The organism is Ornithinibacillus halotolerans (assembly GCF_014637405.1).
Classification (GTDB): Bacteria; Bacillota; Bacilli; order Bacillales; family Amphibacillaceae; genus Ornithinibacillus; species Ornithinibacillus halotolerans.
This window is the reverse complement of sequence record NZ_BMEY01000001.1, coordinates 323268-350099: the sequence shown is the minus strand read 5'-3', so window position 1 is coordinate 350099 and position 26832 is coordinate 323268. Positions and strand designations below refer to the sequence as shown.

The following is a 26832-nucleotide window of genomic DNA, read 5'->3' as shown; positions in this document are numbered from 1 at the left end:
TTCATCTTTGAAAGGGGGTGAATAAAATGAATGCAGTGGGTATGTTTGTACAAATGTCAAAACCAATTCAGCCTACACAAGAGGCGAATAGCAACCAACATAGTCAAACATTAGGGTTTCTAAATGTCATCCACGAACAAATGGAACGGTTAACGATAAATAATGGTTTATCACAATCAAATTTATCGGAAGTAAGAAATACGCACCTAAGTACCTTTGAAGAATCGATGTTCGATTTATTCAACCAAGATATAACTATAGAGAACACTTTAGGTATGTTTCATCAAATAGAATTATTGAGCCAATCAGACATTACTGAAGTAGATGTCGAACAATTACAATTAGAGATGACTAATTTAATTCATCAAGTTGAAAGTCTATTAACAAGGTTAACTAGTAAACAAGATGTTCAGCAAATTGCACCAAAATTTCTAGAGTTATTAAAAAATTGGACAGCTTTAGAAAAACAGTTTTTACAAAATAGTCAATCAAGTCTTGAGCCAAAATCGTTTCATGTAAAATTAAACCCTGTTTGGAAAGAGATTCTTCAACTATATCAAAATCGTGAATTGTTAAATTCAAAACAATTATATTCAAATGAATCAACTATCACAACGAAAGATATTATGAAGTGGCTTACTAATGCAATACAAAATCAACAAATGAATGAAAGTAATGTACCAGTACAACATGTTGCATATCAATCAAATAACCAATTACCACAGATTCAACAATATGTAATTTATATGAACCAAACTCAAAATACTGCAGATGTTTCTGAACAATTAATTAAACAGTTCCAACAAATTATGTCAACAAGTAAATTTTACTCCATGCCGAATGGAATGAATCAACTTTCTATTACTTTACGACCAGAGCATCTCGGTGAAATGATGGTACGCTTAATCGATATTAATGGTGAAATGACAGTAAAGATTATAGTTACTTCACAAGTTGCAAAAGACATGTTGGAATCAAATATTAGTCAGTTAAGACATATGTTTTCACCGCAACAGATTGTAATTGAAAGACAAGATTTAGGCTCTAGTGCTAATCAGAATAACAATCATCAAGAGGATGGTCAGACCGAGCATAATGATAACCATCATCAACAAGACGAATCAAAACAACAAAATGAGAACAAGCATGATAATGAATTTATGACACATTTAGAACAACTCTTAGAAAAATTGGAAGTGTAGGTGATACAATTGCCAACTATTGATCCATCACTCTATTTAAAAAATCAAACGACTACTAGGGTTCCAAGTAATGAGTTAGGTAAAGATGATTTTCTTAAAATTTTAATGACTCAATTACAAAATCAAGATCCTACAAGTCCACTCGAGGATCGTGATTTTATCGCTCAATTAGCCCAATTTACATCACTCGAGCAAATGACAAATATGACAAACTCAATCAATAAACTAGCGAATTTTCAACAAATGAATTCCATCATAGAATATAGCCATTTAATTGACAAAGTAGTATCTTATCAAAGTTTAGATGAAAATGGAGATAATCTTACGATGAAAGAAAGTAAAGTAACATCTGTCAGTCAATTCAATGGAGAGCTTTTTCTTGAATTAGCTAACGGAGAAAAAATTAGTACTATTTTAATAGGTGAGGTAAGAGCAAGCGAATCATTACAAGAACAACAAAGTGATGATGAAGTTATAGAGGTATAAATAAGGAAGTGATAATTATGGATCATCGAATCCATCAGGTGCCAAAACAGCATGCACTACATTTTCCTACTAGAAAAGCAACAAATGTACATCAACAAAGTCTAGATTTTAAGAAAATCCTACTAGAACAGCAACAAGAATTAAAAGTTAGTAAACATGCTTCAGAGAGATTGAAAGAAAGAGATATTTATTTAAATGACAACCAATGGAAACTGATTAGTGAAAAGGTAGTTGAGGCCAAACTAAAAGGTGTAAATGATTCATTAGTTGTCATGAATAATGCTGCATTACTCGTAAGTGCAAAAAATAATACGGTTGTTACAGCTATGAATCTTGAGGAAGCACAAAATAGGATTTTTACAAATATTAACGGGACAATTTTAATTAAAGAATAGGCTGGACCCTAATGGGAGGCCATTAAGCTGTTGACTGATTGATACAGCTACATAATAAACCTAAAGGGGAGAATTACTTATGTTACGTTCAATGTATGCAGGTATTTCTGGAATGAAAAATTTTCAAACGAAATTAGATGTTATTGGTAATAATATAGCCAATGTAAATACAGTTGGTTTTAAAAAAGGCCGCATTACATTTCAAGATATGATGAGTCAAATGAGTGCATCCGCGCAAGGAGCAACAGCAAATAGAGGTGGAATAAATCCAATTCAAGTTGGTTTAGGGTCCCAAATTGGATCAATTGATAACATTCATACACAAGGTTTTCGTCAGACAACTAACAACCCATTAGACTTAGCTTTAGAAGGAGATGGAATGTTTGTTGTTAGTGATGGCGAAAGAGAATATTACACTCGTGCGGGTAATTTTTATTTAGATGAGCAAGGGTTTATCGTCAATTCACAAGGATATTACTTATATGGAGAAACTGAATCAGGTGATAACCGATTACAAATTCCAAGAGATGCTATTGGATTTAATATTCAAACAGATGGAGTAGTTAGTTACACGGATGGTCATGAAGTAACCGAAATAGGAAATATAATGCTTGCAAGTATTTCTAACCCTGCAGGACTTGAAAAAGTAGGAAGCAACCTTTTTATTAATGGTCCAAATGCAGGGGTATTGGAAGAAGATGATGTTCCTACTTATGTTTTACCTGGTACAAACGGAACGGGAACTATTGTTACTGGGGCTCTTGAAATGTCAAACGTAGATTTGTCTGAAGAATTTACTGAAATGATTACAGCACAACGCAGTTTCCAGGCTAACACACGAATGATAACAACATCAGATGAAATCCTACAAGAACTTGTTAATTTGAAACGATAATAAGGAGGTAGGATGATGTCTTCGGAAGGCAACTTCCGAAGACATCTTCTTTCAATTTATGATTAAATTAAAACGATTAAATGGGGATTCGTTCACCCTAAATGCATGTATGATAGAACAAATTCAATCATATCCAGATACAACCATTACATTGATAAATGGAAAGAAAATTGTTGTAAAAGAGCAAGAAGCAGAAGTGGTGGAATTAATAACATCTTTTTATAAACAAGTTGGGATTATTAATTCATTAAGTGAGGTGAAAAGCTCCATTGAATAAGTTACTTAAAACAATGCTCATTTCATTAGTAATTATTTTAATGATAGCTATCGTAACTTTCTTAGTTATTAATCTATTAAATAAAAGTAATGATAAAGAAGAGAAAGCTGAACCTACGATTGATGAAATTATTGAGCATTCCTATCAAACTCCAGAAATAACTACCGATCTTAGTGATGGAAGTTTTGTACGAATACAGTTTCAGATTGTAATGGATAGTAAAGAGGCTAAAGAAGAAATTTCTAAAAGAGAATTTCAAGTAAAGAATATTTTAATAAAAGAATTAGCTGTTTTAGATGAGGAAGCTTTTAAAACAGGTCTCTCTAATGTAGAGGATATATTAAAAGTAGAACTTAATAAGCTTATGACAGAAGGTTTAGTAAGTGAAGTATATACAATAAGCAAGATACTACAGTAAAAAAATTACTCCAGTATGGAGGTGAGTATGAGTGGCAGATGAAGTTCTATCACAGCACGAAATAGATGCCTTATTATCAGCGTTAACAACAGGGGATATGGATGCAAATGATTTAAAAAAAGTAGATGATGTGAAAAGAGTTAGAACGTATGATTTCAAACGTGCTTTGAGATTTTCAAAAGATCAAATCCGAAGTATTGGAAGAATACATGAGAACTTTGCTAGGTTATTAACTACATTATTTTCATCACAACTTAGAACATATGTAAATATCTCTGTTGCATCTGTTGACCAAATTCCATACGAGGAATTTATTCGGTCTATTCCGAAAGTAACCGTCTTAAACCTCTATAATGTTGCACCATTAGATGGGAAAATTATTTTAGAAGTTAATCCAAATATTGCATATGGAATGCTTGATAGACTACTAGGGGGTAGAGGAGATTCCATTAATAAGATTGAATCATTAACAGAGATTGAGACAATTTTAATGACGCAATTATTTGATAAAGTGGCAGTTAGCTTAAAAGAAGCGTGGTCATCTTTAACAACAATAGAACCGGAACTAGAAGATTTAGAAATAAACCCACAGTTCTTACAGATGGTTTCTCCAAACGAAACGGTTGTTGTAGTTTCACTTAATACAGCAATTGGAGAACTAAGTGGAATGATTAATATTTGTATTCCACATATTGTATTAGAGCCACTTATTTCAAGACTATCTGTTCAATACTGGATGCAAAATATGACTAAAGATAAAGACCCAGAAGCAGCTAAAAAGCTAAGTGAAAATCTAGAACAAGTTACTGTTGAAGCTAGAGCAATACTAGGGGAAGCAAATATTAGTATTCAGGACTTTTTGGATATAAAGTTAAATGACATTATTGCTTTAAATCAATCAATTGATGAACCACTCATATTAAAAGTTAATGATGAACCTAAATTTTATGTACAACCAGGTAAAAGTAAAAATAAATTATCTGTACAGGTGTTAGAAGAGATAAAGGGAGGAGTTGAGAAATGATGAGTGATGGAATGCTTTCCCAAGACGAAATTGATGCGCTATTAAAAATTGGAGCAGAGGAAGAAATACAACAAAATTCGAGTTCTACTGAGAAGGAAGTAAATTATTCTAGCTATCTTTCCATGATTGAAATAGATACACTAGGTGAAATTGGAAATATTTCTTTTGGAAGTTCGGCAACGACGCTTTCCACAATATTGAATCAAAAAGTACAAATAACAACACCAGAAGTATCTATTATTGAAAGGAACAAAATTGATGAATCCTTTCAATTTGATCATGTAAGTGTTCAAGTTAATTACATTGAAGGATTTACAGGAAAGAATATATTAATTATAAAAAAAGAAGATGCTGCTGTGATTGCAGATATAATGCTTGGTGGATCAGGAGAAGGTCCTTTTGGAGAGCTTAATGAAATTCAATTAAGTGCTGTACAAGAGGCGATGAATCAAATGATGGGGACTGCTGCTACAAGTATGTCCACGGTATTTGAGAAACGAGTTGACATCTCACCTCCTTCTTTAACTGAAGTAAAATTAGCTGATAAATTACAAAAAGATAATGATGATATTTGTGTACGTGTTTCTTTCCAATTAAAAGTTGGTAGTTTAGTAGATTCTAACATTATGCAAATTATGCCAATTACCTTTGCTAAACAACTTGTCGAAGACTTGATGAAGCATAAAGAAATCAAAAATACACAATTAGCTGTTAGTGCTGAGCCAGTTGATCAATACTCTCACTATCAAAATCAACAACAAAAGAAACAAACAGACCATATAACAAACCATATTAGTGGAGTAAACAACATGAATCATCCACAAATGTTAGGAAATCCACTAATTCAAAATAAAGCAAATGTACAACAAGCAGAGTTCTCAAGCTTTGAACAACAGCAAACAGTAGTAAAACAACCAAGAAATCTGGACATGTTATTGGATATTCCACTAAAAGTAACTGTGCAACTCGGTAGAACAAAGCGGTCTGTTGGAGAAATACTAGATCTATCTTCAGGTTCTATTATTGAATTAGATAAATTAGCAGGTGAACCTGTAGACATATTAGTCAATGAGAAATTAATTGCTCAAGGGGAAGTAGTCGTAATTGATGAAAATTTTGGTGTTCGAGTAACAGATATTATTAGTCAATCTGATCGATTAATGAAGCTGAAATAATCATACAAGGGGGAATTTTACATGAGTAAACGCATCTTAATTGTAGATGATGCTGCTTTTATGCGAATGATGATTAAAGATATTTTAACAAAAAGTGGGTTTAACGTAATAGGGGAGGCCCAGGATGGTGCTCACGCAGTACAATTGTACCAAGAGTTACTCCCGGACTTAGTGACAATGGACATCACTATGCCTGAAATGGATGGAATTACAGCATTAAAGAAAATTAAAGAAATTAATCCAAATGCAAAAGTAATTATGTGTTCTGCAATGGGGCAACAAGCTATGGTAATTGATGCAATTCAAGCTGGTGCAAAAGACTTTATTGTTAAACCTTTTCAAGCGGATCGAGTAATTGAAGCTATCCAGAAAGCACTAGATTAAGAAACGAGTGAGAAAGTTGAATAAATTTATTACACGTGGAATATTACTTGGTTGCTTTTTCCTAGTAGTATTACCATTATCTGTTTATGCAGATGGAAATATGGTAAGTGATATGTTTGGTGAAAATAAGAATTCTTTAGATCAACCAGATCAACAGACACCAAATCCATCATCAAATGATAATAATAACACTTCAATACTGAACGAAGATCAGAATAATACAGAGAGTACGAGTACTGGTAGTCTAATTTTCGATTTAGTGCAGATGTTTTTTGTGCTTTTATTAATTCTTGGACTTATTTATGTTGTATTAAAATTTCTTAACAAGCGTAATAAACTTTTTAATCAAGTGAAGGCACTAGAAAACTTAGGTGGTATTGCGGTTGGACCAAGTAAGTCAATCCAAATTATTCGTGTAGCAGATGAGTTATATCTAATTGGAGTAGGAGAAAATATTCAATTATTAGAGAAAATAGATAATATGGAAATGAAACAAGACCTTTTGAGAAGTTTTGAAGAACAGTCGACATTTAAAGGGGAGAATTTGTTAAGTGTTTTTCAAAAAAAATCAAATAAATCTCCGTATAAATCTAATTCATCTAATGAATTTAAGAACTTATTTTCTAATGAACTGGAACAACTTAAACAGAATAGAAGGTCAATATTAAATAGACATAACGATAAGGACGATTATTATGAATGAATTTATCGATATGTTTTCTAGTTCAGATCCAACGAATGTCGCTACATCGATAAAATTATTATTATTGCTTACTGTATTTTCATTGGCACCTGGAATATTAATTTTGATGACTTCTTTTACTAGGATAGTCATTGTTTTATCTTTTGTTCGGACATCCTTAGCTACTCAGCAGATGCCTCCGAACCAAGTGTTAATCGGTTTAGCGTTATTTTTAACCTTCTTTATTATGGCACCCACTTTTCATGAAGTATATGAAACTGGGTTACAACCTCTTTTTAATGAAGAAATTACACTTGATGAAGCATACGACAGGGCAAGTGCACCTATTAAGGACTTTATGGCCCAACATACACGCCAAAAGGATTTAGCATTATTTTTAAATTACGCAGGAATTGAAGCACCACAAAGTATTCAGGATGTGCCGTTAACTGCACTTGTACCGGCCTTTGCAATTAGTGAATTAAAAACGGCTTTTCAGATGGGATTTATGATTTTTATTCCTTTTTTAATAATTGATATGGCAGTTGCAAGTATTCTGATGTCTATGGGGATGATGATGCTACCACCTGTAATGATTTCATTACCATTTAAAATCTTACTATTTGTCATGGTTGATGGATGGTACTTAATTACACATTCATTATTATCGAGCTTTTAGCGCAATTAGAGTGAAAAGGAAGGTGTCTTATGAGTAGTGAATTCGTTTTATCTTTAGCAGAAAGAGGCATCTACACTATCTTACTGATTACTGGACCACTGCTCATTTTAGCCCTTGCAGTAGGATTAATTGTTAGTATTTTTCAGGCGACTACTCAAATCCAGGAACAAACATTAGCTTTTATTCCTAAAATAGTTGCAGTACTAGTCGGTCTATTGTTTTTTGGACCGTGGATGTTATCAACCATCATTGAGTTCACTATGGATATATTTGAAAATTTAACTAGGTTTGTAGGGTAAGAAATGCTAGAGTTAATAGTTTCTAATAATTTACCAGTTTTTTTATTGATTTTAGTTCGAGTATTAGGATTTTTTGTGACGATGCCGTTATTCTCATATCGTACGATACCGATTCAGTTTAGAATAGGTATGAGTGTATTTCTAGCATTTGTTATTTTTTATACGGTTGATCCAGTTGTAGTAGATAATCTGTTTTTCTTTCTATTAGTCAAAGAAGCATTAGTTGGTATTCTAATAGGACTAATCGGTTATATTGTAGTTTCTGCCTTGCAAGTAGCGGGTGGATTTATTGATTTCCAAATGGGATTTGCCATTGCCAATGTAATGGATCCACAAACAGGAGCACAAAGCCCAATAACCGGACAATATTTTTATATAATTGCACTTCTATTTTTATTATCGGTTGATGGCCATCATATTTTAATAGATGGGATTATAAATAGTTATACATTTATCGCATTAGACACATTTGTTCCTTTTGAAAATGCGAATATAGTAGAATTTGTCATGAAAACATTTAATAGTATGTTTTTAATAGCTTTCCAAATATCGATTCCGATAGTTGGTTGTTTATTTTTAGTTGATGTTGCGCTTGGAATTATTGCTAGAACCGTACCCCAACTAAATGTATTTGTTGTCGGTCTACCACTGAAGATTTTAGTAAGTTTTGCTGCAATCTTAGTGTTCTTAAGCTTATATATTGTCCTAGTGAAAAATCTTTTCAGTACGATGTTTTCTGCGATTCAAGGACTTATGCAGTTATTTGGAGGTGTCTAAATCTTGCAATTACGATTAGATTTGCAATTTTTTGCAGGCGAAAAAACGGAAAAGGCAACTCCAAAACGAAGAAGTGATGAGCGGAAAAAAGGTAGAGTGGCAAAAAGTCAGGATGTAAACACCGCAATTTTATTACTATTTGTCTTAATAATTATGGCAGTGTTTGGTGGGTTTATTAAAGACAATATGCTTACGTTATTCCAATACACATTTACGGAGTTTATCCATTGGGAATTGACGGAAGATACTATTGTACAAATTTTCTTTGAAGTAATTATTTCATTTGCAAAAATTGTGGCACCAGTCATGCTTATCGCATTTATAGCAGGTGTAGCGGCCAACCTTATCCAAGTTGGTTTTTTATTCACAACAGAACCATTAAAGTTTGATTTAAAAAAAATTGACCCAATACAAGGTGCAAAGAGAATTTTTTCTATTCGTGCGTTAGTAGAATTACTAAAGTCCTTATTAAAAATTGTTTTAATAGGCAGTATTACATTTTTTATTATTTGGTTATTTAAAGATGAGATGCTCATGATCGCATTTAAAAACGCTGAAAATGCTCTAATGTTTTTCGGTAGAGTAACATTAATAATGGGTGCAGCAGCAATTGTTGCTTTATTATTTCTTGCAGTATTTGATTATGCATATCAGCGTTATGATTTTGAAAAAAATATTCGAATGTCGAAACAGGATATTCGAGATGAATATAAAAATATTGAAGGAGATCCTTTAATAAAATCAAAAATTAAAGAGAAACAAAGGCAAATATCCATGCGGCGTATGATGAGTGAAGTACCGAATGCAGATGTTGTCATTACGAACCCTACTCATTATGCTATTGCTATAAAATATGATGAATCAAAAGCCCAAGCTCCATATGTCGTGGCAAAAGGTGTTGATTCTATTGCATTTAAAATTCGAGAAATTGCGAAAGCGAATAATGTAGTAACAGTAGAGAATAAGCCATTAGCAAGGTCTCTCTATGCTCACATTGAGATTGGTGAAGTAATTCCGGAAGAATTTTATCAAGCAGTTGCGGAAATATTAGCCTATGTTTACCGTCTAGAGCAAAAAGTTTAAGCAAGTGAGGTGTGACATCTATGAAAGCCCGTGATTTTTCCGTCTTAATTGGAGTTATATTAGTGATCGTTATGTTAGTTATCCCATTACCAGGATGGCTGTTAAGTGTATTTATACTAGTCAATATTATTCTAGCATTAATTGTTCTACTAGTTTCTATGAATACACAAGAACCACTTCAGTTTTCTGTCTTCCCAACTTTATTATTATTACTAACATTATTTCGACTCGCACTTAACGTTTCGACGACTCGATCTATCTTAAGTGAAGCAGATGCTGGTGGAGTTGTTGATACATTTGGATCCTTTGTTATCGGTAATAGTCCATTAGTTGGATTCGTTGTTTTTGTAATTTTAGTCATCATTAATTTCTTAGTTATTACAAAAGGATCTGAACGTGTATCGGAAGTTGCAGCACGTTTTAGTTTAGATGCGATGCCGGGGAAACAAATGAGCATTGATGCGGATTTAAATGCAGGATTAATCTCGGAACAAGAAGCAAAAGATAGACGGAAAAAAGTAGAAAATGAAGCGGACTTTCATGGGTCAATGGATGGGGCAAGTAAATTTGTTAAAGGAGATGCTATAGCCGGTATTATCATCGTATTAATTAATATCTTATTTGGGTTAATTATTGGAATGACTCAAATGGGGTTCTCTTTCCAAGAGGCGATTGATACGTATATGAGACTTACAGTAGGGGACGGATTAGTAAGTCAGATTCCAGCCCTATTAATTTCTACGGCTACTGGAATTGTTGTAACACGTAGTTCCGCAACAGGTAATAATCTTGGAAGCGATGTGACAATTCAGTTAACACAGTATCCTAGACTATTGTTCGTAGCTGCTGGTGCTATTTTCTTATTAGGTTTAACACCAATAAATTTCTTCTTAACTACAATGTTAGCAGGTGTCTTAGCGCTAGGTGGATACTATATGTTACAAAAACAAAGAGAACCAGTTACTAATGTTGAAGAAGAAGGTGAACAAGCAGAGGAGGCCGCTTTGAATTCTGGTGATAATGTGATCAACCTTTTGAGTATGGATCCTATAGAATTTGAATTTGGCTATTCTCTCATCCCCCTTGTAGATGGAAAGCAAGGCGGTGACCTTCTTGATCGTGTTGTTATGATTCGTAGACAATTAGCAATTGAATTAGGAATGGTCATTCCTGTTGTACGAATTCGCGATAATATTCAGTTGAACCCAAATGAATACCGCTTAAAAATAAAAGGAAATGAAGTTGCAACTGGTGAAATTATTTTAGACCATTATTTAGCGATGACCCCTGATATTGAGAATGACTATATAGAAGGAATTGAAACAAAAGAGCCAGCATTTGGCTTGCCAGCTAAATGGATTAGTGAAGAAAACAAAGATGAAGCAGAGTTATCTGGTTATACTGTGGTAGACCCACCATCTGTCGTTTCCACCCATATTACGGAAGTTATTAAACAACATGCCCATACGTTGTTAGGGCGACAAGAAACAAAAGAATTAATTGATCATCTAAAAGAAAGTTATCCAATTTTAGTTGAAGAAGTCACTCCAGACCCACTTTCGATAGGTGATATACAGAAAGTGTTAGCAAAATTATTGCGAGAAAATGTTTCTATTCGAAATTTGCCAGTTATCTTTGAAACGTTAGCCGACTTTTGTAAATTAACTAATGACACAGAATTATTAGGGGAATATGTTAGACAAGCATTATCGGCACAAATTACGAAACAATATTCTAATCAAGGTAATATTAAGGTTATTACGGTATCTGGTAAGGTCGAAAAAAGAATAGCTGAGAGTATACAAACAACGGAACATGGTAGCTATCTGGCGCTGGATGCTGAAACACAACAGTCAATCATTCAAGCTATAAACCAAGAAGTGGAAAGATTAACGTTACAAGAAGAAAATGCAGTTATTCTATGTTCACCAGCTGTTCGAATGTATTTAAAACAATTGTTAGATCGTTATTTACCACATGTGATTGTATTATCCTATAATGAGCTTGAACCAACTGTTCAAGTCCAAAGTGTTGGGGTGGTGAGTGTAGCATGAAGATAAAAAGATATATAGCACCAACAATGCCGGAAGCTATGAATAAAATACGGAAAGAGCTTGGTCCTGATGCAGTGATTTTAAGTACGAAAGAAGTACACGAAGGCGGCCTCTTCGGTTTATTTAAAAAACGGATGATTGAAGTAATTGTTGCATTGGACCAAAATATTCCCCCTGTCAAACAAGAAAAACCGTTACCGAAGTTTGAAAAGTTTGAAAGGAGAGAGCCTGCTCGTAATTCAATGGTAAATGAAAGAAGTACTTCTTTACGAGAAAAGCCTCTAACAGAAACACCTTCATCGGATGTAACAAAAACGAAGAATGATCCTAATTCCATAATGGAAACTGAAATTATTAGTGAAATGAAAAACATGCGTCGTATTTTAGAGCAACAGCTGTATCAAAATTATCAACAGAAATTCGAACTAGACTACCAAGTTATTTACCAATATTTAATCGATCAAGAAGTAAATGAAGAATTAGCTACAAAGTTAGTAGAAAATATCATTCATAAACATCGATTAATCAAAGTAAAGCCAACTGCATCCAAAATTGCAGTTGACCTTAAATTGGAAATTGAAGAGCAATTAAGCAAGTTATCGTTTGAAGGTATAACAAATTCAGCAAAGGTAGTTCATTTTGTAGGACCAACTGGTGTTGGAAAAACAACAACACTAGCGAAAGTGGCTGCAAGAAGTATGATAAACGAACAAAAAAAAGTCGCTTTTATTACAATGGACACGTACCGAATAGCTGCTATTGAACAACTAAAAACATATGCAAAAATTCTAGATATACCAGTTGAAGTAGTGTATTCATTTGAAGATTATCAAATAGCATTAGAAAAACTAAAGTCTTATGATCTCATTTTAGTAGATACAGCTGGAAGAAATTATCGGGAAGAGAAATATGTAGAAGAGTTGAAAAGAAGTATACGTTCAAAAGAAACAATAGAAAATTATTTAGTATTATCCTTAACATCTAAACCAAAAGATATATTAGATATTTATCATAGTTTTCGACATTTAGATATTAAAAGTCTTATTTTTACTAAAATTGATGAAACAAGACAATATGGTAGTTTACTTAACATTCCACTCACATTTCAAGCAGGTATTGCTTACATTACTGATGGCCAGGAGGTTCCTGACAACCTAGTTAAACCGACAAAAGAAGTCATAAGTAACTATATAGTAGGTGATTTAATTGATCCATGATCAAGCGGCAGGTCTAAGAAGAACGTTAGAAAGAAATCAAAAACAGGCAAAGGCTATTTCATTTGTAAGTGGAAAAGGCGGGGTTGGTAAATCACATATTGCTGTCAACTTTTCATTAGAGTTATGTAAGCAGGGACAAAAAGTACTGTTAATCGACTTAGATATCGGTATGGGAAATATCGAAATATTATTAGGGTTACATGCCAAACGAACAATTGTAGACATGTTAAATGATGAGCTATCGGTCTATGATATTATAGAATTAGGACCAAACAAATTACATTATATTGCTGGTGGTACAGGATTAACGAGTCTATTTTCGATAGATGAACGAAAGATGAATTACTTTTTGCAGCAATTCCATATTGTAGCACAAGAATATGACTACATTATATTTGATATGGGAGCGGGTGCATCTCAATCAAGTATTGATTTTATATTAGCATCCGATGAATGTATTGTTGTAACTACTCCAGAACCAACGGCAATTACTGATGCATACAGCATGATAAAGTATATTATTCGTTATGAGAAAACTATGCCAATTTATGTTGTAATGAATCGAACAGAAAACATTAAAAAGGGACTAATTACAATTAACCAATTCAAGAAAATGATTTCTAAATTTTTGCATGTTGAAGTTAAGTTTCTTGGTGTATTACCAGAAGATAAAGCAGTATCATCAGCAGTTATCCATCAATCCCCGTTTTCGTTAGAACGTAACAAATCACCTATTGCTCGCTCTATTGTTCAATTAACTGAAAATTACAGCAATAGGCATGAAGGATTCAACTTAAAAGATACTACAACATTTGTAGAAAGATTACGAGGACTAATTAACAATAAAGGTAGGTAAACAAAGTGTTCCCCATTCGAACAATTGTGGTAGATGACTCAGCGTTTATGAGGAAAATGATCACAGACATTTTAGAAACAGATAACAAGATAAAAGTGATTGCAACTGCACGTAATGGGGAGGATGGGATTCAGAAAATTAAAGAATTAACACCTGACGTCGTTACAATGGATATTGAAATGCCTGTAATGGATGGTCTCACCGCCTTAGCACAAATACTAAATGAAAATCCTGTACCAGTTGTTATGTTAACTAGTGTCTTTAATAATAGTGCGAATAAAACAGTTAAAGCAATAACAAGTGGTGCTGTAGATTTTATCCAAAAACCGTCTGGGGCAATATCACTTGATATTAGTAAGATAAAAGAAGAGATAATCTCTAAAGTAATATCAGCAAGTCAAGTTGATATAACTAAATTAACAACATCCATTGCACCAATCGAATTAACAACACAAAGGAAACGACTATCAAAATCACTTATTATGATTGGAACTTCTACAGGTGGTCCAAGGGCTTTACAACAGTTAATTCAAGATCTACCAAAGGATCTTCGAAGTCCGATATTAATTGTCCAACATATGCCAGCTACATTTACTAAGTCTTTAGCGGAACGATTAAATAATCTATCTGACTTTCACATTAAAGAAGCAGTGCATAATGAAGTAATAAAAGAAAGAACGATTTACATCGCACCGGGTGATTGTCATATGAAAGTGCGAAGTTTTGGTTCGATATTAAAAATAGAGCTTACTAGTGAACCAAAAATATCTACTTATCAGCCTTCTGTAGATATATTATTGCAATCCGTAGCTAATATTAAAGGAGTAAATAAACTTGCAGTTATACTAACAGGCATGGGAAATGACGGTTCAGAGGGAATTAAACTACTTAAGGAAAAAGACCCAAATGTGATGATTCTTGCAGAGTCCAGTAAAACTGCAATTATTAATGGAATGCCAAAAGCAGCAATTAAAACAAATGCAGTAGATTATATTGTACCCATAAATCAAATGGGGGAAATGATTCATGCATTAACCAATTAAATTTTGGGGGAATGTAGATGGATACAACACAGTATTTAGATATATTTATAGAGGAGAGCAATGAACATATTGAAGCCCTTTATAATAAATTACTAGAATTAGAAAATGATCCTAATGAGAAGTCAATTATTGAAGAAATCTTTCGCTCTGCTCATACACTTAAAGGAATGTCGGCAACGATGGGATACAATGACCTAGCCACATTAACCCATACATTAGAAAATGTTTTTGATGCCATTCGATATAACCGTTTAACAGTTCAACCGAAAATGATTGATCTATTAGTAGAAACGGTAGATCAATTAAACATGATGGTAACTGATATTGCAAATGGGGGAAATGGTTCGAGTGATATAGCAGAAATTGTTAGCAAATTGGAATCAATTGAACAATCTTCTAATAATGCTAATGAGGGCTTTCAATGTAACGATTCAGGAGAGGATCAAACTGAGACTCCGACTATGTTTCTAGATTTTGATGAATTTGAACTTTCTATCTTAAGTGAATCTCATGATCGTGGATTTCAAAACTATGAGATTACAGTTACCTTACGTGAAGATTGCTTGTTAAAAGGTGCCAGAGTTTATATGGTATTTGAAGTTTTAGAACAAATGGGAGAAGTCATTAAATCCGAACCATCTGTAAACGACTTAGAAGAGGAAAAATTTGATCAATCATTTTCTGTAATTTTAATCTCAAACCAACCAGGACAAGCTATATCGGAAAAAATCAAGCACGTGTCTGAAATTGAGTCAGTGACTATTAAACCGTTTTCCGTCCAAGCATATCGTGAGTTAAAGCAAAAACAAAGTAATATACATTCTTTAGAAATTGTAAACGAACAAGAACAAACTTCCTCTATAAGCAATCAATCATTAAAGAGCCCTCATCAAAAAACGATTAGGGTTAATATAGAAAAATTAGATGTACTTATGAATCTTTTTGAGGAATTAATCATTGATAGAGGTCGGTTAGAACAAATTGCATCCGATTTAAGAAATAGTGATCTTCAAGAAACTGTTGAACGAATGGCAAGAGTGTCAAGTGATTTACAGAACATCATATTAACGATGCGTATGGTACCAATTGATTTTGTGTTTAGTAGATTCCCTAGAATGGTAAGAAAACTTGCACGAGAACTTAATAAACAAGTTGAGATTGAAATTATTGGTGCAGATACAGAATTGGATCGTACAGTAATTGATGAGATTGGCGACCCAATTGTTCATTTATTGCGAAATGCAATTGACCATGGGATCGAAAGTCCTGAAGAACGAATTCGAAAAGGTAAGCCTGAGAAAGGATCTATCCAATTAAAAGCTTATCATAGTGGAAATCATGTCTTTATTGAAATAGCAGATGATGGTGCTGGTATTAATAAAGATAAGGTACTACATAAAGCATTAAAGAATGGCTTGATAAATGACAAGGACATTGGCAGTTTATCTGAGCAACAAATATATGAACTTATTTTAGAAAGTGGATTCTCTACAGCAGACACAATCTCTGACATCTCGGGACGTGGTGTTGGGTTAGATGTTGTTAAAAATACAATTGAGTCACTCGGTGGAAGCATTACGATAGATTCTAAAATAAACGAAGGGTCCGTATTTTCAATAGAATTACCATTAACATTAACTATAATCTCTGTATTATTGGTAGAGTTAAATGAGGAGAAATATGCGATTCCATTATCCTCAATCATTGAAACTGCTATTATTCCAAAAGATAAAATCATGTCTGCACATAAGAAGAAAGTAATCGATTTTCGAGGAAAGGTTGTACCACTTGTAAACCTTAAAGAAATATTCGATTGTCCTCAAAATGATAATGAAGAGGAATACACTTCTATAGTCATAGTTAAGAAAGGTGATAGAATGGCAGCACTCGTTGTTGATACCTTTATTGGCCAACAGGAAATCGTATTGAAAACAATGGGTGCATATCTAGATAACGTGTTTGCTATATCTGGAGCAACTATACTTGGTGATGGTCAAGTGGCATTAATAATTGATAGTAATGCAATAGTTAAATAATATCCTAATATGTAGGAGGATTATATTCATGAGTGAGATAGGTTCTGAAAAAAAAGTTATCGTTTTTCAATTAAAAGATGAAGAATTTGCGGTGTCTGTACAACAAATCGGTTCAATTGAGCGGATTCAACCAATAACTAGAGTTCCGAATACGCCTGAGTTTGTGAAAGGAGTCATTAATTTGCGGGGTGTAGTTACACCAATTATTGATCTCCGTTCTCGATTAGGTATTGAAGAAACAGAATATAGTGACTCTACTAGAATAATAATCGTATTTCTCGATGAAATGGAAGTAGGATTAATTGTGGATGCGGCCAATGATGTAATTGATATTCCTACTAGTTCCATTGAACCAACACCAGAAGTGATCGGTGCTGTCAATGAAGATTACATCGAAGGAGTAGCCAAATTAGAAAACCGATTATTAATCCTATTAGATTTACGAAAGATTTTAACTAACAATGAAATAAACGAACTAAAACATGTAGAAGGAAATTAATATGAGCTATCAAAAACTAACTAACTTACAATTAGATGCATTAAGGGAAATTGGTAATATTGGAGCCGGAAACGCTGCTACTTCCATGTCTCAACTTATTCAAAAGAGGGTCGATATGGAAGTACCAAGTATAAACATAGTTGATTTTAATGAAGTAATGGATATGGTTGGTGGAGCAGACAGACTAATTGTAGGAATACTCTTCCAAATCCAAGGTGATGCTCCTGGAATGGTATACTTATTATTCTCCTTAGAAGAAGCAGAATCACTTGTGGTGCAAATGACTAATAATAACAATCTTTCACTATCTCTTGAGACTAATGATGAATTAGCATTGTCTGCATTAAGAGAAGCAGGAAATATATTGACAGGTTCTTATTTATCCGCTCTTTCAGATTTTATTAATATTAATATGCAACCATCAGTTCCACATTTGAGTGTTGATATGGCAGGAGCTATATTAACTGTAGGTTTAGTCGAATATTCCAGTATGAGCGATTATGCTATCATAGTAAATACTAAAATTAATAACCCTGGGGATGACTACAATGGAATTAATGGACAATTATTATTAGTACCATCTCCCGATTCATTCACGAAAATATTTCAAGCATTAGGGATTCATGAAAATGAGTAAACAAGCATCTATCGTTAAGGTTGGAATAGCGGATCTAAATTTCGTAACAGCACCTGATATTTTACGAACATCAGGTTTAGGTTCCTGTGTTGGTGTTATTATTTATAGTCAAGCAAAAAAAATGGCTGGGATGGCTCATATTATGCTTCCAGATTCGAGTATGGGAAAACAAGCAACAGTAAATAAGTTTAAATATGCTGATACAGCTATCGATATACTTGTGCAAACATTATTGTCTAAAGGCGTTTGGAAAAAAGAGCTCAAAGCTAAACTTGCAGGTGGTGCCCAAATGTTTTCCTTTCAGACGAATAGTGATATTATTCGAATTGGAAAACGTAATGTTGATGCGGTATTAGAAAAGTTGAATCACCATCATATTCCAGTAGTTTCACAAGATGTTGGTGGGAATTTTGGTCGAACAATAGAGTTTGACCCACAAACGTGTAAATTGAAGGTTAGAACAATAACAAAAGGCGAACATTATATTTAATACTACTATGGAAAGAGAGGAGCATACTATGTGGGAACAAAAATCTCTCCTCTAGAACTAAATCTATGGCAAAAATGGAAAAACAGTCAAGATAATGATGCAGCAAATCAATTAATTAAGCAATATTCATATTTAGTCGACTATCATGTGGAAAGAATGTATAGTCAGTTACCTAAAACGGTACAAAAAGAAGATGTCAAAAGTCTAGGTTTATTCGGTTTATATGATGCATTAAAAAAATTCGATATTAGTCGTGATTTAAAATTTGATACATATGCATCATTTCGTATTCGTGGCGCGATTATCGACGGTTTACGAAAAGAAGACTGGTTACCTCGAACAATTCGAGAGAAAACAAAGAAAATTGAACAAATGACTAAGGAGTTAGAGCAGCTCCAACAAAGAGAAGTAACCTCATTAGAAGTAGCTGAAGCATTAAATATGACCGTTCAAGAAGTTGAATCTTATGTACACGACAATCTCGTAGCAAATATTCTTTCTATAGAAGAGAAACCATCAAATGATTTACATCAAAATAAAGAGGGTATTGGTTATACAATACCAGATAAAAATACTATTCAACCGGAATCTTATATTGTTAGGAATGAACAATATAAAGAGCTCAGTGATAGTTTGAAAGCATTAAAAGAAAATGAACAATTAATAATTAGCTTGTTCTACCAAGAAGGCCTTACCTTTACTGAAATTGGTCAAGTTCTTGGTTTAACTACATCGAGAATCTCTCAAATTCATAAGAAAGCAATTTATAAGCTTCGTAACATATTGGGGCAAGCTTTGTAATATTTTTCCCTAGTCATAATGTTTTATAATTGGAGAACCTCATATGTCATTCTTTCATCTTTAAGAAAGTGGTGGTACACTTGAGTTGGAAATCTGTTGAGATGCAGGTTGCCCTTCCAAGGTCACAAGATGCAGGTAAACTTCAAGAACTACACAATAAACAGAATCAGCATTTTCAGGAGGCACTTGCTCAAAGTCAACTTATTCAAGAAAAAGATAAACGTAGAAAAGTTCAAGATTTTGAAAATGTCCAATTGAAAAATGATAGTAAACGAAACGATGAAACAAATCTCTTGGATGAGAAAGTGGATAAAGATGTACCAAAGAACATGATGGAAACGGTAATACATCCATATTTGGGGAATAACTTTGACTGTAGGAGCTAGTGTTTTATGACTTCATACTTTATGATTGTGAGCATCTTAATTCATATCATTACAATTTCAGCCATCATAATATTAAATAAAGGATATAAGCGTCTTTCTAGACAATCGAGAAAAAACGCTACTAATACTTCGGAAATTATGGATATTATGAAAAATTATTTAGATGAGATTAAGCAAGAGAATAGTTTTTTACAGCAAGAACTATTAAAAAGTAAGTCAAATCTTAAAGCCCCATCCAAAAATATAGCTGAAACAGAGAAATCATCTAGTAGTGTAGAGAAACCAGAAATGGGCACATTTACTAATAATGAAACAAAATTTGTTGTTGAATCTAAATTAGATTCTGAACGTGACATGAAAAAAGAACATAATTCACAACGAGATCAGAAAGAATTAGAAGTTAAGCAAGATTCTTTTCAGTTCTTTTTGCCTAAAAAAGATGTCCAAGATGATGTGGAAGTTTCCTTGCAATCCCGGATTATGAGGTTACATAATGATGGATATACTGTAGAAGAAATAGCCCGATCCGTTGGGTGTGGAAAAACAGAAGCTGAATTAATTATTAAGATATATGAAAAAAGTAATAATTAAACTTGATAACAAAGGTTTGGTATGATATATTTATTTTTGGTGTAAATACAATAAATATTATTTATAACCACACACGCTTCAGAGGATTTGTATAGAAGGTGCCAATTGGTCTCTATACAAAAATGATTCGAAGCGGAGGACAAACCAAGGAGGAAAAAACATGTCAGTAATTTCTATGAAGCAATTACTAGAAGCTGGTGTACATTTCGGACACCAAACTCGCCGTTGGAACCCTAAAATGAAGAAATATATCTTCACTGAGCGTAACGGCATCTATATTATCGATCTTCAAAAAACAGTTAAGAAGGTTGAAGAAGCTTACAACTATGTAAAAGAGCTTGCTGCTAATGGTGGTACTGTATTATTCGTAGGTACTAAAAAACAAGCACAAGATTCTGTTAAAGAGGAAGCTATCCGTTCTGGAATGTATTATGTAAACCAACGTTGGTTAGGTGGTACATTAACAAACTTCCAAACAATCCGTAAACGTATTAACCGTTTAGTTGAGATTGAAAAAATGGAAGAAGATGGAACTTTCGATGTACTTCCTAAAAAAGAAGTTGTAGGTTTACTAAAAGAAAAAGAACGTCTTGTTAAATTCCTAGGTGGAATTAAAGACATGAAGAAACTTCCAGATGCAATGTTTGTAATCGACCCTCGTAAAGAGCGTATTGCAATTGCTGAAGCACATAAATTAAACATTCCTATTATCGGAATTGTTGATACGAACTGTGATCCAGATGAAATTGATTACGTAATCCCAGCTAACGATGATGCTATCCGCGCTGTGAAACTTTTAACAGGTAAAATTGCAGATGCTATCCTTGAAGTTAAACAAGGTGAAGAACTAGAAGTAGCTGAAGAAGCTCAAAAAGAAGTTTCAGAGAACGAAACTCAAGAAGCTTAATTCTAAAAGGTCAGGTGATAAGAGGATAAGCCTTTTATCACCTTTTTTTAAGGCATGTTATTCACTACAATGTAAATCATAATAAATGTAAAATACTAAGGAGGATTTCATAATGGCTATTACTGCACAATTAGTAAAAGAACTTCGCGAAAAAACTGGTGCTGGTATGATGGATTGTAAAAAAGCACTAACAGAAACAAACGGTGACATTGACAAAGCAATTGATTACTTAAGAGAAAAAGGTATTGCAAAAGCAGCTAAAAAAGCTGACCGTATTGCTGCAGAAGGTTCTACATATATTGCATCTGAAGGCAATACAGCGGTTCTACTAGAAGTAAACTGTGAAACTGACTTTGTTACTAAAAATGACCAGTTCAAAGTTTTACTAGAAGACCTAGCTAAACATTTATTATCACAAAAACCTAATACTGTTGAAGAAGCTCTACAACAACCTTTAAACGGTAACGGTGATACAGTTGAAACTTACATCAATTCTGCAATTGCTAAAATTGGTGAAAAAATTTCACTACGTCGTTTTGAGATTTTAACTAAAACAGATAACGATGTTTTTGGCGAATACCTTCATATGGGTGGACGTATCGGTGTGTTAACTTTATTAGAAGGAACTACAGACGCATCTGTTGCTAAAGATGTAGCAATGCACGTTGCCGCTGTAAATCCAAAATATGTATCTCGTGATCAAGTATCTGAAGATGTTATTAATCACGAACGTGAAGTGTTAAAACAACAAGCATTAAATGAAGGCAAACCTGAAAAAATCGTTGAAAAAATGGTTGAAGGTCGCTTAGGTAAATTCTTTGAAGAAATCTGTCTATTAGAACAAGGTTTCGTAAAAGATCCAGACCAAAAAGTGAAAAAATATGTTGAAAGTAAAGGTGCATCTGTAAATACTTTCGTGCGTTTTGAAGTTGGAGAAGGTTTAGAAAAACGTTCAGAAAACTTTGCAGAAGAAGTAATGAGCCAAATTAATAAATAATTTGTAAGAATCTACAATAATAGGGGACATTATATGTTCCCTATTTCACCATAAATACATAGATTATTCACTAAAAATTCGATCTATGGAGGTTAATATGACAACAGCTCGTTACAATAGAATTGTATTAAAATTAAGCGGCGAAGCACTGAGTGGTAGCCAAGGTTATGGTATTGAACCTAAAATAATCCAATCGATAGCAGCACAAATAAAAGAAGTAGCTAACCTTGGGGTAGAAGTTGCAGTTGTAGTTGGTGGAGGAAATATTTGGCGTGGTAAAGTTGGTAGTGAAATGGGAATGGACCGTGCTACTGCTGATTATATGGGCATGTTGGCAACGGTAATGAACTCCCTTGCTTTACAAGATGCACTAGAAACGATTGATATTCCTTCTAGAGTTCAAACATCAATTGAAATGCGCCAAGTGGCAGAACCTTATATAAGAAGAAAAGCTATTCGACATCTAGAAAAGAAACGTGTAGTAATTTTCGCAGCCGGAACTGGTAATCCTTACTTCTCTACAGATACTACTGCTGCATTAAGAGCAGCAGAAATTGAAGCAGAAGTTATCTTAATGGCAAAAAATAATGTAGATGGTGTTTACTCGGACGATCCTCGCATTAACAAAGATGCTAAAAAGTATGATAATATTTCTTATATGGAAATGTTGAATGAAGGTCTTGGTGTGATGGATTCAACTGCTTCTACATTATGTATGGAAAATGATATACCATTAATTGTGTTTTCTATCACAGAAGAAGGTAATATTAAACGAGTTGTCCAAGGTGAGACAATCGGGACTACAATAAGGGGGAAATAATATTATGACAGATCAAATTATGAATGAATGCCAGGATAAAATGAAACTAGCTGTACAAGCATTCTCTAGAAATTTGGCTACAGTACGAGCAGGTAGAGCTAATCCAAGCCTATTAGATAATGTATTTGTTGACTATTACGGAGCAAGTACACCGTTAAATCAGTTAGCTACAATTGCTGCACCAGAAGCTCGTTTACTAGTTATTACTCCTTATGATAAAACAGCAATGGGTGATATTGAAAAAGCTATTCAAAAAGCTGATTTAGGACTATCACCGTCAAATGATGGTAATGTAATTCGTATCAACATTCCAGCATTAACAGAAGAACGTAGAAAAGATTTAGTAAAAGTTGTCGGGAAGTTTGCGGAAGAATATCGTGTTCAAGTAAGAAATGTTCGTCGTGATTCTAATGATGCATTGAAAAAAGCTGAGAAGAATGGTGATTTAACAGAAGACGAATTAAGAGTTTCTCAAGACGATGTTCAGAAATTAACCGATAAATATATTGCTGAAATTGACCAACTAGCTAAAAATAAAGAAAAAGAAATTATGGAAGTTTAATCTTCTTCCTACCTAAAATGTAATTTATGAAAAATAAAAGCCCTCTTTTTTAAGGGGGCTTTTGTATTCTATTCGGATAACCTGTATAATAAATGGTAGCTTTTTACTTGTTATTTATATACACTCTTATTATTAGGATAAAATATAAAATTGTACTGTATGTCATATAATACTTGATTTTAGCATAGTTATAAGAGTATTTTTAAATGTATAAACACCAGTGTTCGGAGGAATATTGCCTATGAAAATTCCCTTTTTTAATCAGAAGAAGGAAGAAGGACCACAAGAAGAATTTGATTTAACAAATGTACCAAATCATATAGCAATCATTATGGACGGGAATGGACGTTGGGCAAAGAAAAAAGGTCTACCAAGAATTGCCGGTCATAAAGCAGGCATGGATGTAGTAAAAGATACGGTTGAAGTCGCTGTGAAATACAATATTCAAACTTTAACATTGTTTGCTTTTTCAACAGAAAATTGGAAGCGACCAAAGCAAGAGGTAGAATATTTATTAAAATTACCAAAGGAATTTTTACACACTTATTTACCAGGATTGATGAAAAATAATGTGCGAATCGAAATAATTGGAGACATCGAATCTTTACCAGTACATACGAAAGAAGCAATTCAGTATGCGAAGGAAAAAACAAAAGATAATGATGGCTTATTACTTAACTTTGCATTAAATTATGGTAGTAGACACGAGATATTAGAAGCGATTAAATTAATAATGGAAGACATTGATAATCAAAAATTTACACTTGAACAACTAGACGAAAAGTTGTTATCTAAATATTTATATACAAATGGATTATCAGATCCTGATTTGTTAATTCGTACAAGTGGTGAACAGCGATTAAGTAATTTCTTGCTTTGGCAACTTGCGTATACGGAGTTTTGGTTTACTGATGTGTTATGGCCTGACTTTAATGAAGAGATATTCGTTGAAGCATTATTAGAGTATCAGAATAGGTCAAGACGTTTTGGAGGTATTTAAGGTGATGTTTGGCAAATGAAACAAAGAATAATAACAGCGCTAATTGCATTAATTTTATTCATACCAATTATTATCTATGGTAAATCGCCATTTACTGTCGTAGTTTACTTATTAGCAACGATAGGCCTTTATGAATTGCTAAAAATGCATAAAATTAAGTGGACTTCTACTGTCGGGATTATGGCAATGCTATTACTATGGCTTTTATTATATCCAGCTACCGGATGGCCATTACCTGGCCTGTTTTTTAATAATCCCGTTCAAATAGTATTAGTATTTCTACTTTTACTATTGGCATATACCGTATTATTAAAGAATAGATTTACATTTGATGATGTTGGTTTTGTGTTGCTAGCAGTACTATATGTTGGTATGGGTTTCTTCTATTTCTTAGAAACGAGACACGACTCAAATGGACTAGCTCAAATCTTTTTTGCGCTTTTATTAATTTGGTCAACGGATACAGGAGCATATTTTGCAGGAAGAGCATTTGGAAAACATAAACTATGGCCGGAAATTAGTCCTAATAAGACTATTGAAGGTGCTGTAGGTGGAATTATTTTAGCTATTATTGTTGGAATAGTATTTGATATGATTTATGAGTTTCCATATAATATGTTAACGATTGTTTTTATATCTGTGATTGTATCTATATTTGGTCAAATTGGTGATTTAGTAGAGTCTGCATTTAAACGACACTATGATGTGAAAGATTCAGGTAATATCTTACCAGGACATGGTGGTATTTTAGATAGATTTGATAGTGCTATTTTTGTTTTTCCAGTACTACAATTAATATTACAGATTATTAATATTTAGTATAGTTATTCTATATGAATGTCTACTTCGATAAGGGAAGGTGTTTGTTTTGGTAACAGTTATTGCTTTTATACTTATGTTCGGGCTACTAGTATTTGTCCATGAACTTGGACATCTTATTTTTGCCAAACGAGCTGGAATGTTAGCAAGAGAATTTGCTATTGGAATGGGACCTAAAATATTCTCATTTACAAAGAACGATACACTATACACAATTCGCTTACTACCTATTGGTGGTTATGTACGTGTTGCAGGTGAAGATCCAGAAATCGTTGAACTAAAGCCTGGACACCATATAGGATTGGAATTTGATGAAGAAGGAAAAGTTAATAAAATAATTGTAAATAACAAATCAAAACACCCGAATGCAAGAGTTATTGAAGTAGAATCAGTAGATCTAGATCATGAATTATTTATTAAAGGTTATGAAATTGATGATGAAGAGAACTTACTCTCATTTGATGTAGATCGACGCGCTCTATTTGTTATGGATGAAAAAGAAACTCTAATTGCCCCGTATGACCGACAATTTGCTTCTAAGACTCCAGGACAACGGGCAATGCAGTTATTTGCAGGTCCCTTAATGAACTTTCTTTTAGCAATTTTAATATTTGTTATATTAGGAGTAGTACAAGGAGTTCCAGTGGATGAAGCAAAAATAAGTAAGGTTGTACCAGGTGACCCAGCCGAACAAGCAGGATTCCTTCCTAATGATGAGATTATTCAAATTGATGATGTAGCTATATCAACATGGGAAGAATTTACGACTATTGTTAGAGAAAATCCAGGTAAAGAATTAAGTATGACTGTCCTTCGAGATGGAGAAACATTGAATTTAATAGTTACACCTAATGAAGTCCCATATGAAGGGCCGGAAGGTTCATATGGTCAAATTGGAGTATATCAAGCTCTTGAAAAGACATTCTTAGGATCATTTAAATATGGGGCAGAAAAAACCTATGAAACAACATCTCTCATTTTAACTAATTTAGCTATGCTTGTAACAGGTCAACTTGGGATTGAAATGTTATCTGGCCCAGTCGGTATTTACGATGCAACTGATCAAGTTGTACAAACAGGCTTTATGAATTTCCTCATGTGGACAGCTATTTTAAGTATTAACCTAGGTGTTGTTAATTTAGTTCCATTACCAGCATTAGATGGTGGAAGATTATTATTCGTTGGAATTGAATTAGTTCGAGGTAAGCCGATGGAACCTGAAAAAGAAGGGATTTTCCATTTTGTTGGATTTGCTCTGTTAATGCTATTAATGATTATAGTTACGTGGAATGATATACAACGTCTCTTCCTGTAAAGAAATGATTACCAGATTAAAAGGGT

Annotated in this window: 32 protein-coding genes; all 32 read left to right on the top strand. The window is 33.4% G+C overall.

Features of this window, described 5'->3' with window-relative positions; genetic code table 11:
- The first annotated feature begins 26 nt into the window (after positions 1 to 26).
- The 32 genes from IEV35_RS01865 to rseP all read left to right on the top strand — a co-directional run bounded on the left by IEV35_RS01865 (position 27) and on the right by rseP (position 26806).
- On the top strand, positions 27 to 1202 hold the full coding sequence (locus IEV35_RS01865; protein WP_188382979.1) for a flagellar hook-length control protein FliK: 1176 nt from the start codon (positions 27 to 29) through the stop codon (positions 1200 to 1202).
- On the top strand, positions 1203 to 1688 hold the full coding sequence (gene flgD / locus IEV35_RS01860; RefSeq protein ID WP_308419751.1) for a flagellar hook assembly protein FlgD: 486 nt from the start codon (positions 1203 to 1205) through the stop codon (positions 1686 to 1688).
- A 17-nt stretch (positions 1689 to 1705) separates the two neighbouring features.
- On the top strand, positions 1706 to 2083 hold the full coding sequence (locus tag IEV35_RS01855; protein ID WP_188382977.1) for a TIGR02530 family flagellar biosynthesis protein: 378 nt from the start codon (positions 1706 to 1708) through the stop codon (positions 2081 to 2083).
- A 79-nt stretch (positions 2084 to 2162) separates the two neighbouring features.
- Positions 2163 to 2978 carry a flagellar basal body rod protein FlgG gene (gene flgG, locus IEV35_RS01850; RefSeq protein ID WP_188382976.1) on the top strand — a complete coding sequence of 272 codons (816 nt, stop codon included), beginning with the start codon at positions 2163 to 2165 and terminating at the stop codon, positions 2976 to 2978.
- A 58-nt stretch (positions 2979 to 3036) separates the two neighbouring features.
- A complete protein-coding gene (locus IEV35_RS01845) occupies positions 3037 to 3255 on the top strand; it encodes a flagellar FlbD family protein (protein ID WP_188382975.1) in 219 nt (72 codons plus the stop codon).
- Entirely contained in the window at positions 3248 to 3673 is a 426-nt protein-coding gene (fliL, locus tag IEV35_RS01840; protein ID WP_188382974.1) for a flagellar basal body-associated protein FliL, read from the top strand. The genes IEV35_RS01845 and fliL overlap by 8 nt, the downstream gene beginning before the upstream one ends.
- Positions 3674 to 3704: 31 nt before the next feature.
- Positions 3705 to 4697, top strand: a complete 993-nt coding sequence (gene fliM, locus IEV35_RS01835; RefSeq protein WP_188382973.1) for a flagellar motor switch protein FliM — start codon at positions 3705 to 3707, stop codon at positions 4695 to 4697.
- The gene (gene fliY, locus IEV35_RS01830; RefSeq protein ID WP_188382972.1) at positions 4694 to 5872 is read left to right on the top strand and encodes a flagellar motor switch phosphatase FliY; all 1179 of its coding nucleotides are present in this window, start codon (positions 4694 to 4696) and stop codon (positions 5870 to 5872) included. Before fliM ends, fliY begins: the two co-directional genes overlap by 4 nt.
- A gap of 21 nt (positions 5873 to 5893) precedes the next feature.
- Positions 5894 to 6256: a response regulator gene (locus IEV35_RS01825; protein ID WP_188382971.1), complete on the top strand. Its 363-nt coding sequence runs from the start codon at positions 5894 to 5896 to the stop codon at positions 6254 to 6256.
- Positions 6257 to 6272: 16 nt separating this feature from the next.
- Complete coding sequence (gene fliO, locus IEV35_RS01820) at positions 6273 to 6959, top strand: flagellar biosynthetic protein FliO (protein WP_373284677.1); 687 nt, start codon at positions 6273 to 6275, stop codon at positions 6957 to 6959.
- Entirely contained in the window at positions 6952 to 7617 is a 666-nt protein-coding gene (gene fliP, locus IEV35_RS01815) for a flagellar type III secretion system pore protein FliP (RefSeq protein ID WP_188382970.1), read from the top strand. Before fliO ends, fliP begins: the two co-directional genes overlap by 8 nt.
- Before the next feature lie 29 nt (positions 7618 to 7646).
- Positions 7647 to 7916, top strand: a complete 270-nt coding sequence (gene fliQ, locus IEV35_RS01810; RefSeq protein WP_188382969.1) for a flagellar biosynthesis protein FliQ — start codon at positions 7647 to 7649, stop codon at positions 7914 to 7916.
- 3 nt (positions 7917 to 7919) lie between these two features.
- Positions 7920 to 8693, top strand: a complete 774-nt coding sequence (fliR, locus tag IEV35_RS01805; protein WP_188382968.1) for a flagellar biosynthetic protein FliR — start codon at positions 7920 to 7922, stop codon at positions 8691 to 8693.
- Positions 8694 to 8696: 3 nt separating this feature from the next.
- Positions 8697 to 9776: a flagellar biosynthesis protein FlhB gene (gene flhB / locus IEV35_RS01800; protein WP_188382967.1), complete on the top strand. Its 1080-nt coding sequence runs from the start codon at positions 8697 to 8699 to the stop codon at positions 9774 to 9776.
- A gap of 20 nt (positions 9777 to 9796) precedes the next feature.
- Positions 9797 to 11830, top strand: coding sequence for a flagellar biosynthesis protein FlhA (gene flhA / locus IEV35_RS01795; protein ID WP_188382966.1), 2034 nt, complete (start codon positions 9797 to 9799; stop codon positions 11828 to 11830).
- Positions 11827 to 13047, top strand: coding sequence for a flagellar biosynthesis GTPase FlhF (flhF, locus tag IEV35_RS01790; protein WP_188382965.1), 1221 nt, complete (start codon positions 11827 to 11829; stop codon positions 13045 to 13047). The genes flhA and flhF overlap by 4 nt, the downstream gene beginning before the upstream one ends.
- The gene (locus IEV35_RS01785) at positions 13037 to 13903 is read left to right on the top strand and encodes a MinD/ParA family protein (RefSeq protein WP_188382964.1); all 867 of its coding nucleotides are present in this window, start codon (positions 13037 to 13039) and stop codon (positions 13901 to 13903) included. Before flhF ends, IEV35_RS01785 begins: the two co-directional genes overlap by 11 nt.
- A 47-nt stretch (positions 13904 to 13950) precedes the next feature.
- Positions 13951 to 14946, top strand: coding sequence for a protein-glutamate methylesterase/protein-glutamine glutaminase (locus tag IEV35_RS01780; protein ID WP_229740600.1), 996 nt, complete (start codon positions 13951 to 13953; stop codon positions 14944 to 14946).
- Between the two features lie 17 nt (positions 14947 to 14963).
- Positions 14964 to 16982, top strand: a complete 2019-nt coding sequence (locus IEV35_RS01775; protein ID WP_188382962.1) for a chemotaxis protein CheA — start codon at positions 14964 to 14966, stop codon at positions 16980 to 16982.
- Between the two features lie 19 nt (positions 16983 to 17001).
- Positions 17002 to 17481: a chemotaxis protein CheW gene (locus IEV35_RS01770; protein WP_373284681.1), complete on the top strand. Its 480-nt coding sequence runs from the start codon at positions 17002 to 17004 to the stop codon at positions 17479 to 17481.
- Between the two features lies 1 nt (position 17482).
- Positions 17483 to 18118: a chemotaxis protein CheC gene (locus IEV35_RS01765; protein WP_188382960.1), complete on the top strand. Its 636-nt coding sequence runs from the start codon at positions 17483 to 17485 to the stop codon at positions 18116 to 18118.
- Entirely contained in the window at positions 18111 to 18608 is a 498-nt protein-coding gene (locus tag IEV35_RS01760; RefSeq protein WP_188382959.1) for a chemotaxis protein CheD, read from the top strand. The genes IEV35_RS01765 and IEV35_RS01760 overlap by 8 nt, the downstream gene beginning before the upstream one ends.
- Positions 18609 to 18638: 30 nt before the next feature.
- Positions 18639 to 19409 (top strand): FliA/WhiG family RNA polymerase sigma factor, encoded by a 771-nt coding sequence (locus tag IEV35_RS01755; RefSeq protein ID WP_188382958.1) that lies wholly within the window; start codon positions 18639 to 18641, stop codon positions 19407 to 19409.
- Between the two features lie 80 nt (positions 19410 to 19489).
- A complete protein-coding gene (locus IEV35_RS01750; RefSeq protein ID WP_188382957.1) occupies positions 19490 to 19795 on the top strand; it encodes a hypothetical protein in 306 nt (101 codons plus the stop codon).
- Positions 19796 to 19801: 6 nt separating this feature from the next.
- Complete coding sequence (locus IEV35_RS01745; protein WP_188382956.1) at positions 19802 to 20386, top strand: hypothetical protein; 585 nt, start codon at positions 19802 to 19804, stop codon at positions 20384 to 20386.
- A gap of 160 nt (positions 20387 to 20546) precedes the next feature.
- Positions 20547 to 21293, top strand: a complete 747-nt coding sequence (gene rpsB, locus IEV35_RS01740; protein WP_188382955.1) for a 30S ribosomal protein S2 — start codon at positions 20547 to 20549, stop codon at positions 21291 to 21293.
- 112 nt (positions 21294 to 21405) lie between these two features.
- Positions 21406 to 22290, top strand: coding sequence for a translation elongation factor Ts (gene tsf / locus IEV35_RS01735; RefSeq protein ID WP_188382954.1), 885 nt, complete (start codon positions 21406 to 21408; stop codon positions 22288 to 22290).
- A 97-nt stretch (positions 22291 to 22387) separates the two neighbouring features.
- Complete coding sequence (pyrH, locus tag IEV35_RS01730) at positions 22388 to 23110, top strand: UMP kinase (protein WP_188382953.1); 723 nt, start codon at positions 22388 to 22390, stop codon at positions 23108 to 23110.
- A 4-nt stretch (positions 23111 to 23114) separates the two neighbouring features.
- The gene (gene frr / locus IEV35_RS01725) at positions 23115 to 23672 is read left to right on the top strand and encodes a ribosome recycling factor (RefSeq protein WP_188382952.1); all 558 of its coding nucleotides are present in this window, start codon (positions 23115 to 23117) and stop codon (positions 23670 to 23672) included.
- Positions 23673 to 23907: 235 nt separating this feature from the next.
- The gene (gene uppS, locus IEV35_RS01720; RefSeq protein WP_188382951.1) at positions 23908 to 24672 is read left to right on the top strand and encodes an undecaprenyl pyrophosphate synthase; all 765 of its coding nucleotides are present in this window, start codon (positions 23908 to 23910) and stop codon (positions 24670 to 24672) included.
- Positions 24673 to 24687: 15 nt separating this feature from the next.
- Positions 24688 to 25491, top strand: coding sequence for a phosphatidate cytidylyltransferase (locus IEV35_RS01715; RefSeq protein ID WP_188382950.1), 804 nt, complete (start codon positions 24688 to 24690; stop codon positions 25489 to 25491).
- A gap of 49 nt (positions 25492 to 25540) precedes the next feature.
- Complete coding sequence (rseP, locus tag IEV35_RS01710) at positions 25541 to 26806, top strand: RIP metalloprotease RseP (RefSeq protein ID WP_188382949.1); 1266 nt, start codon at positions 25541 to 25543, stop codon at positions 26804 to 26806.
- The last annotated feature ends 26 nt before the right edge of the window (positions 26807 to 26832 follow it).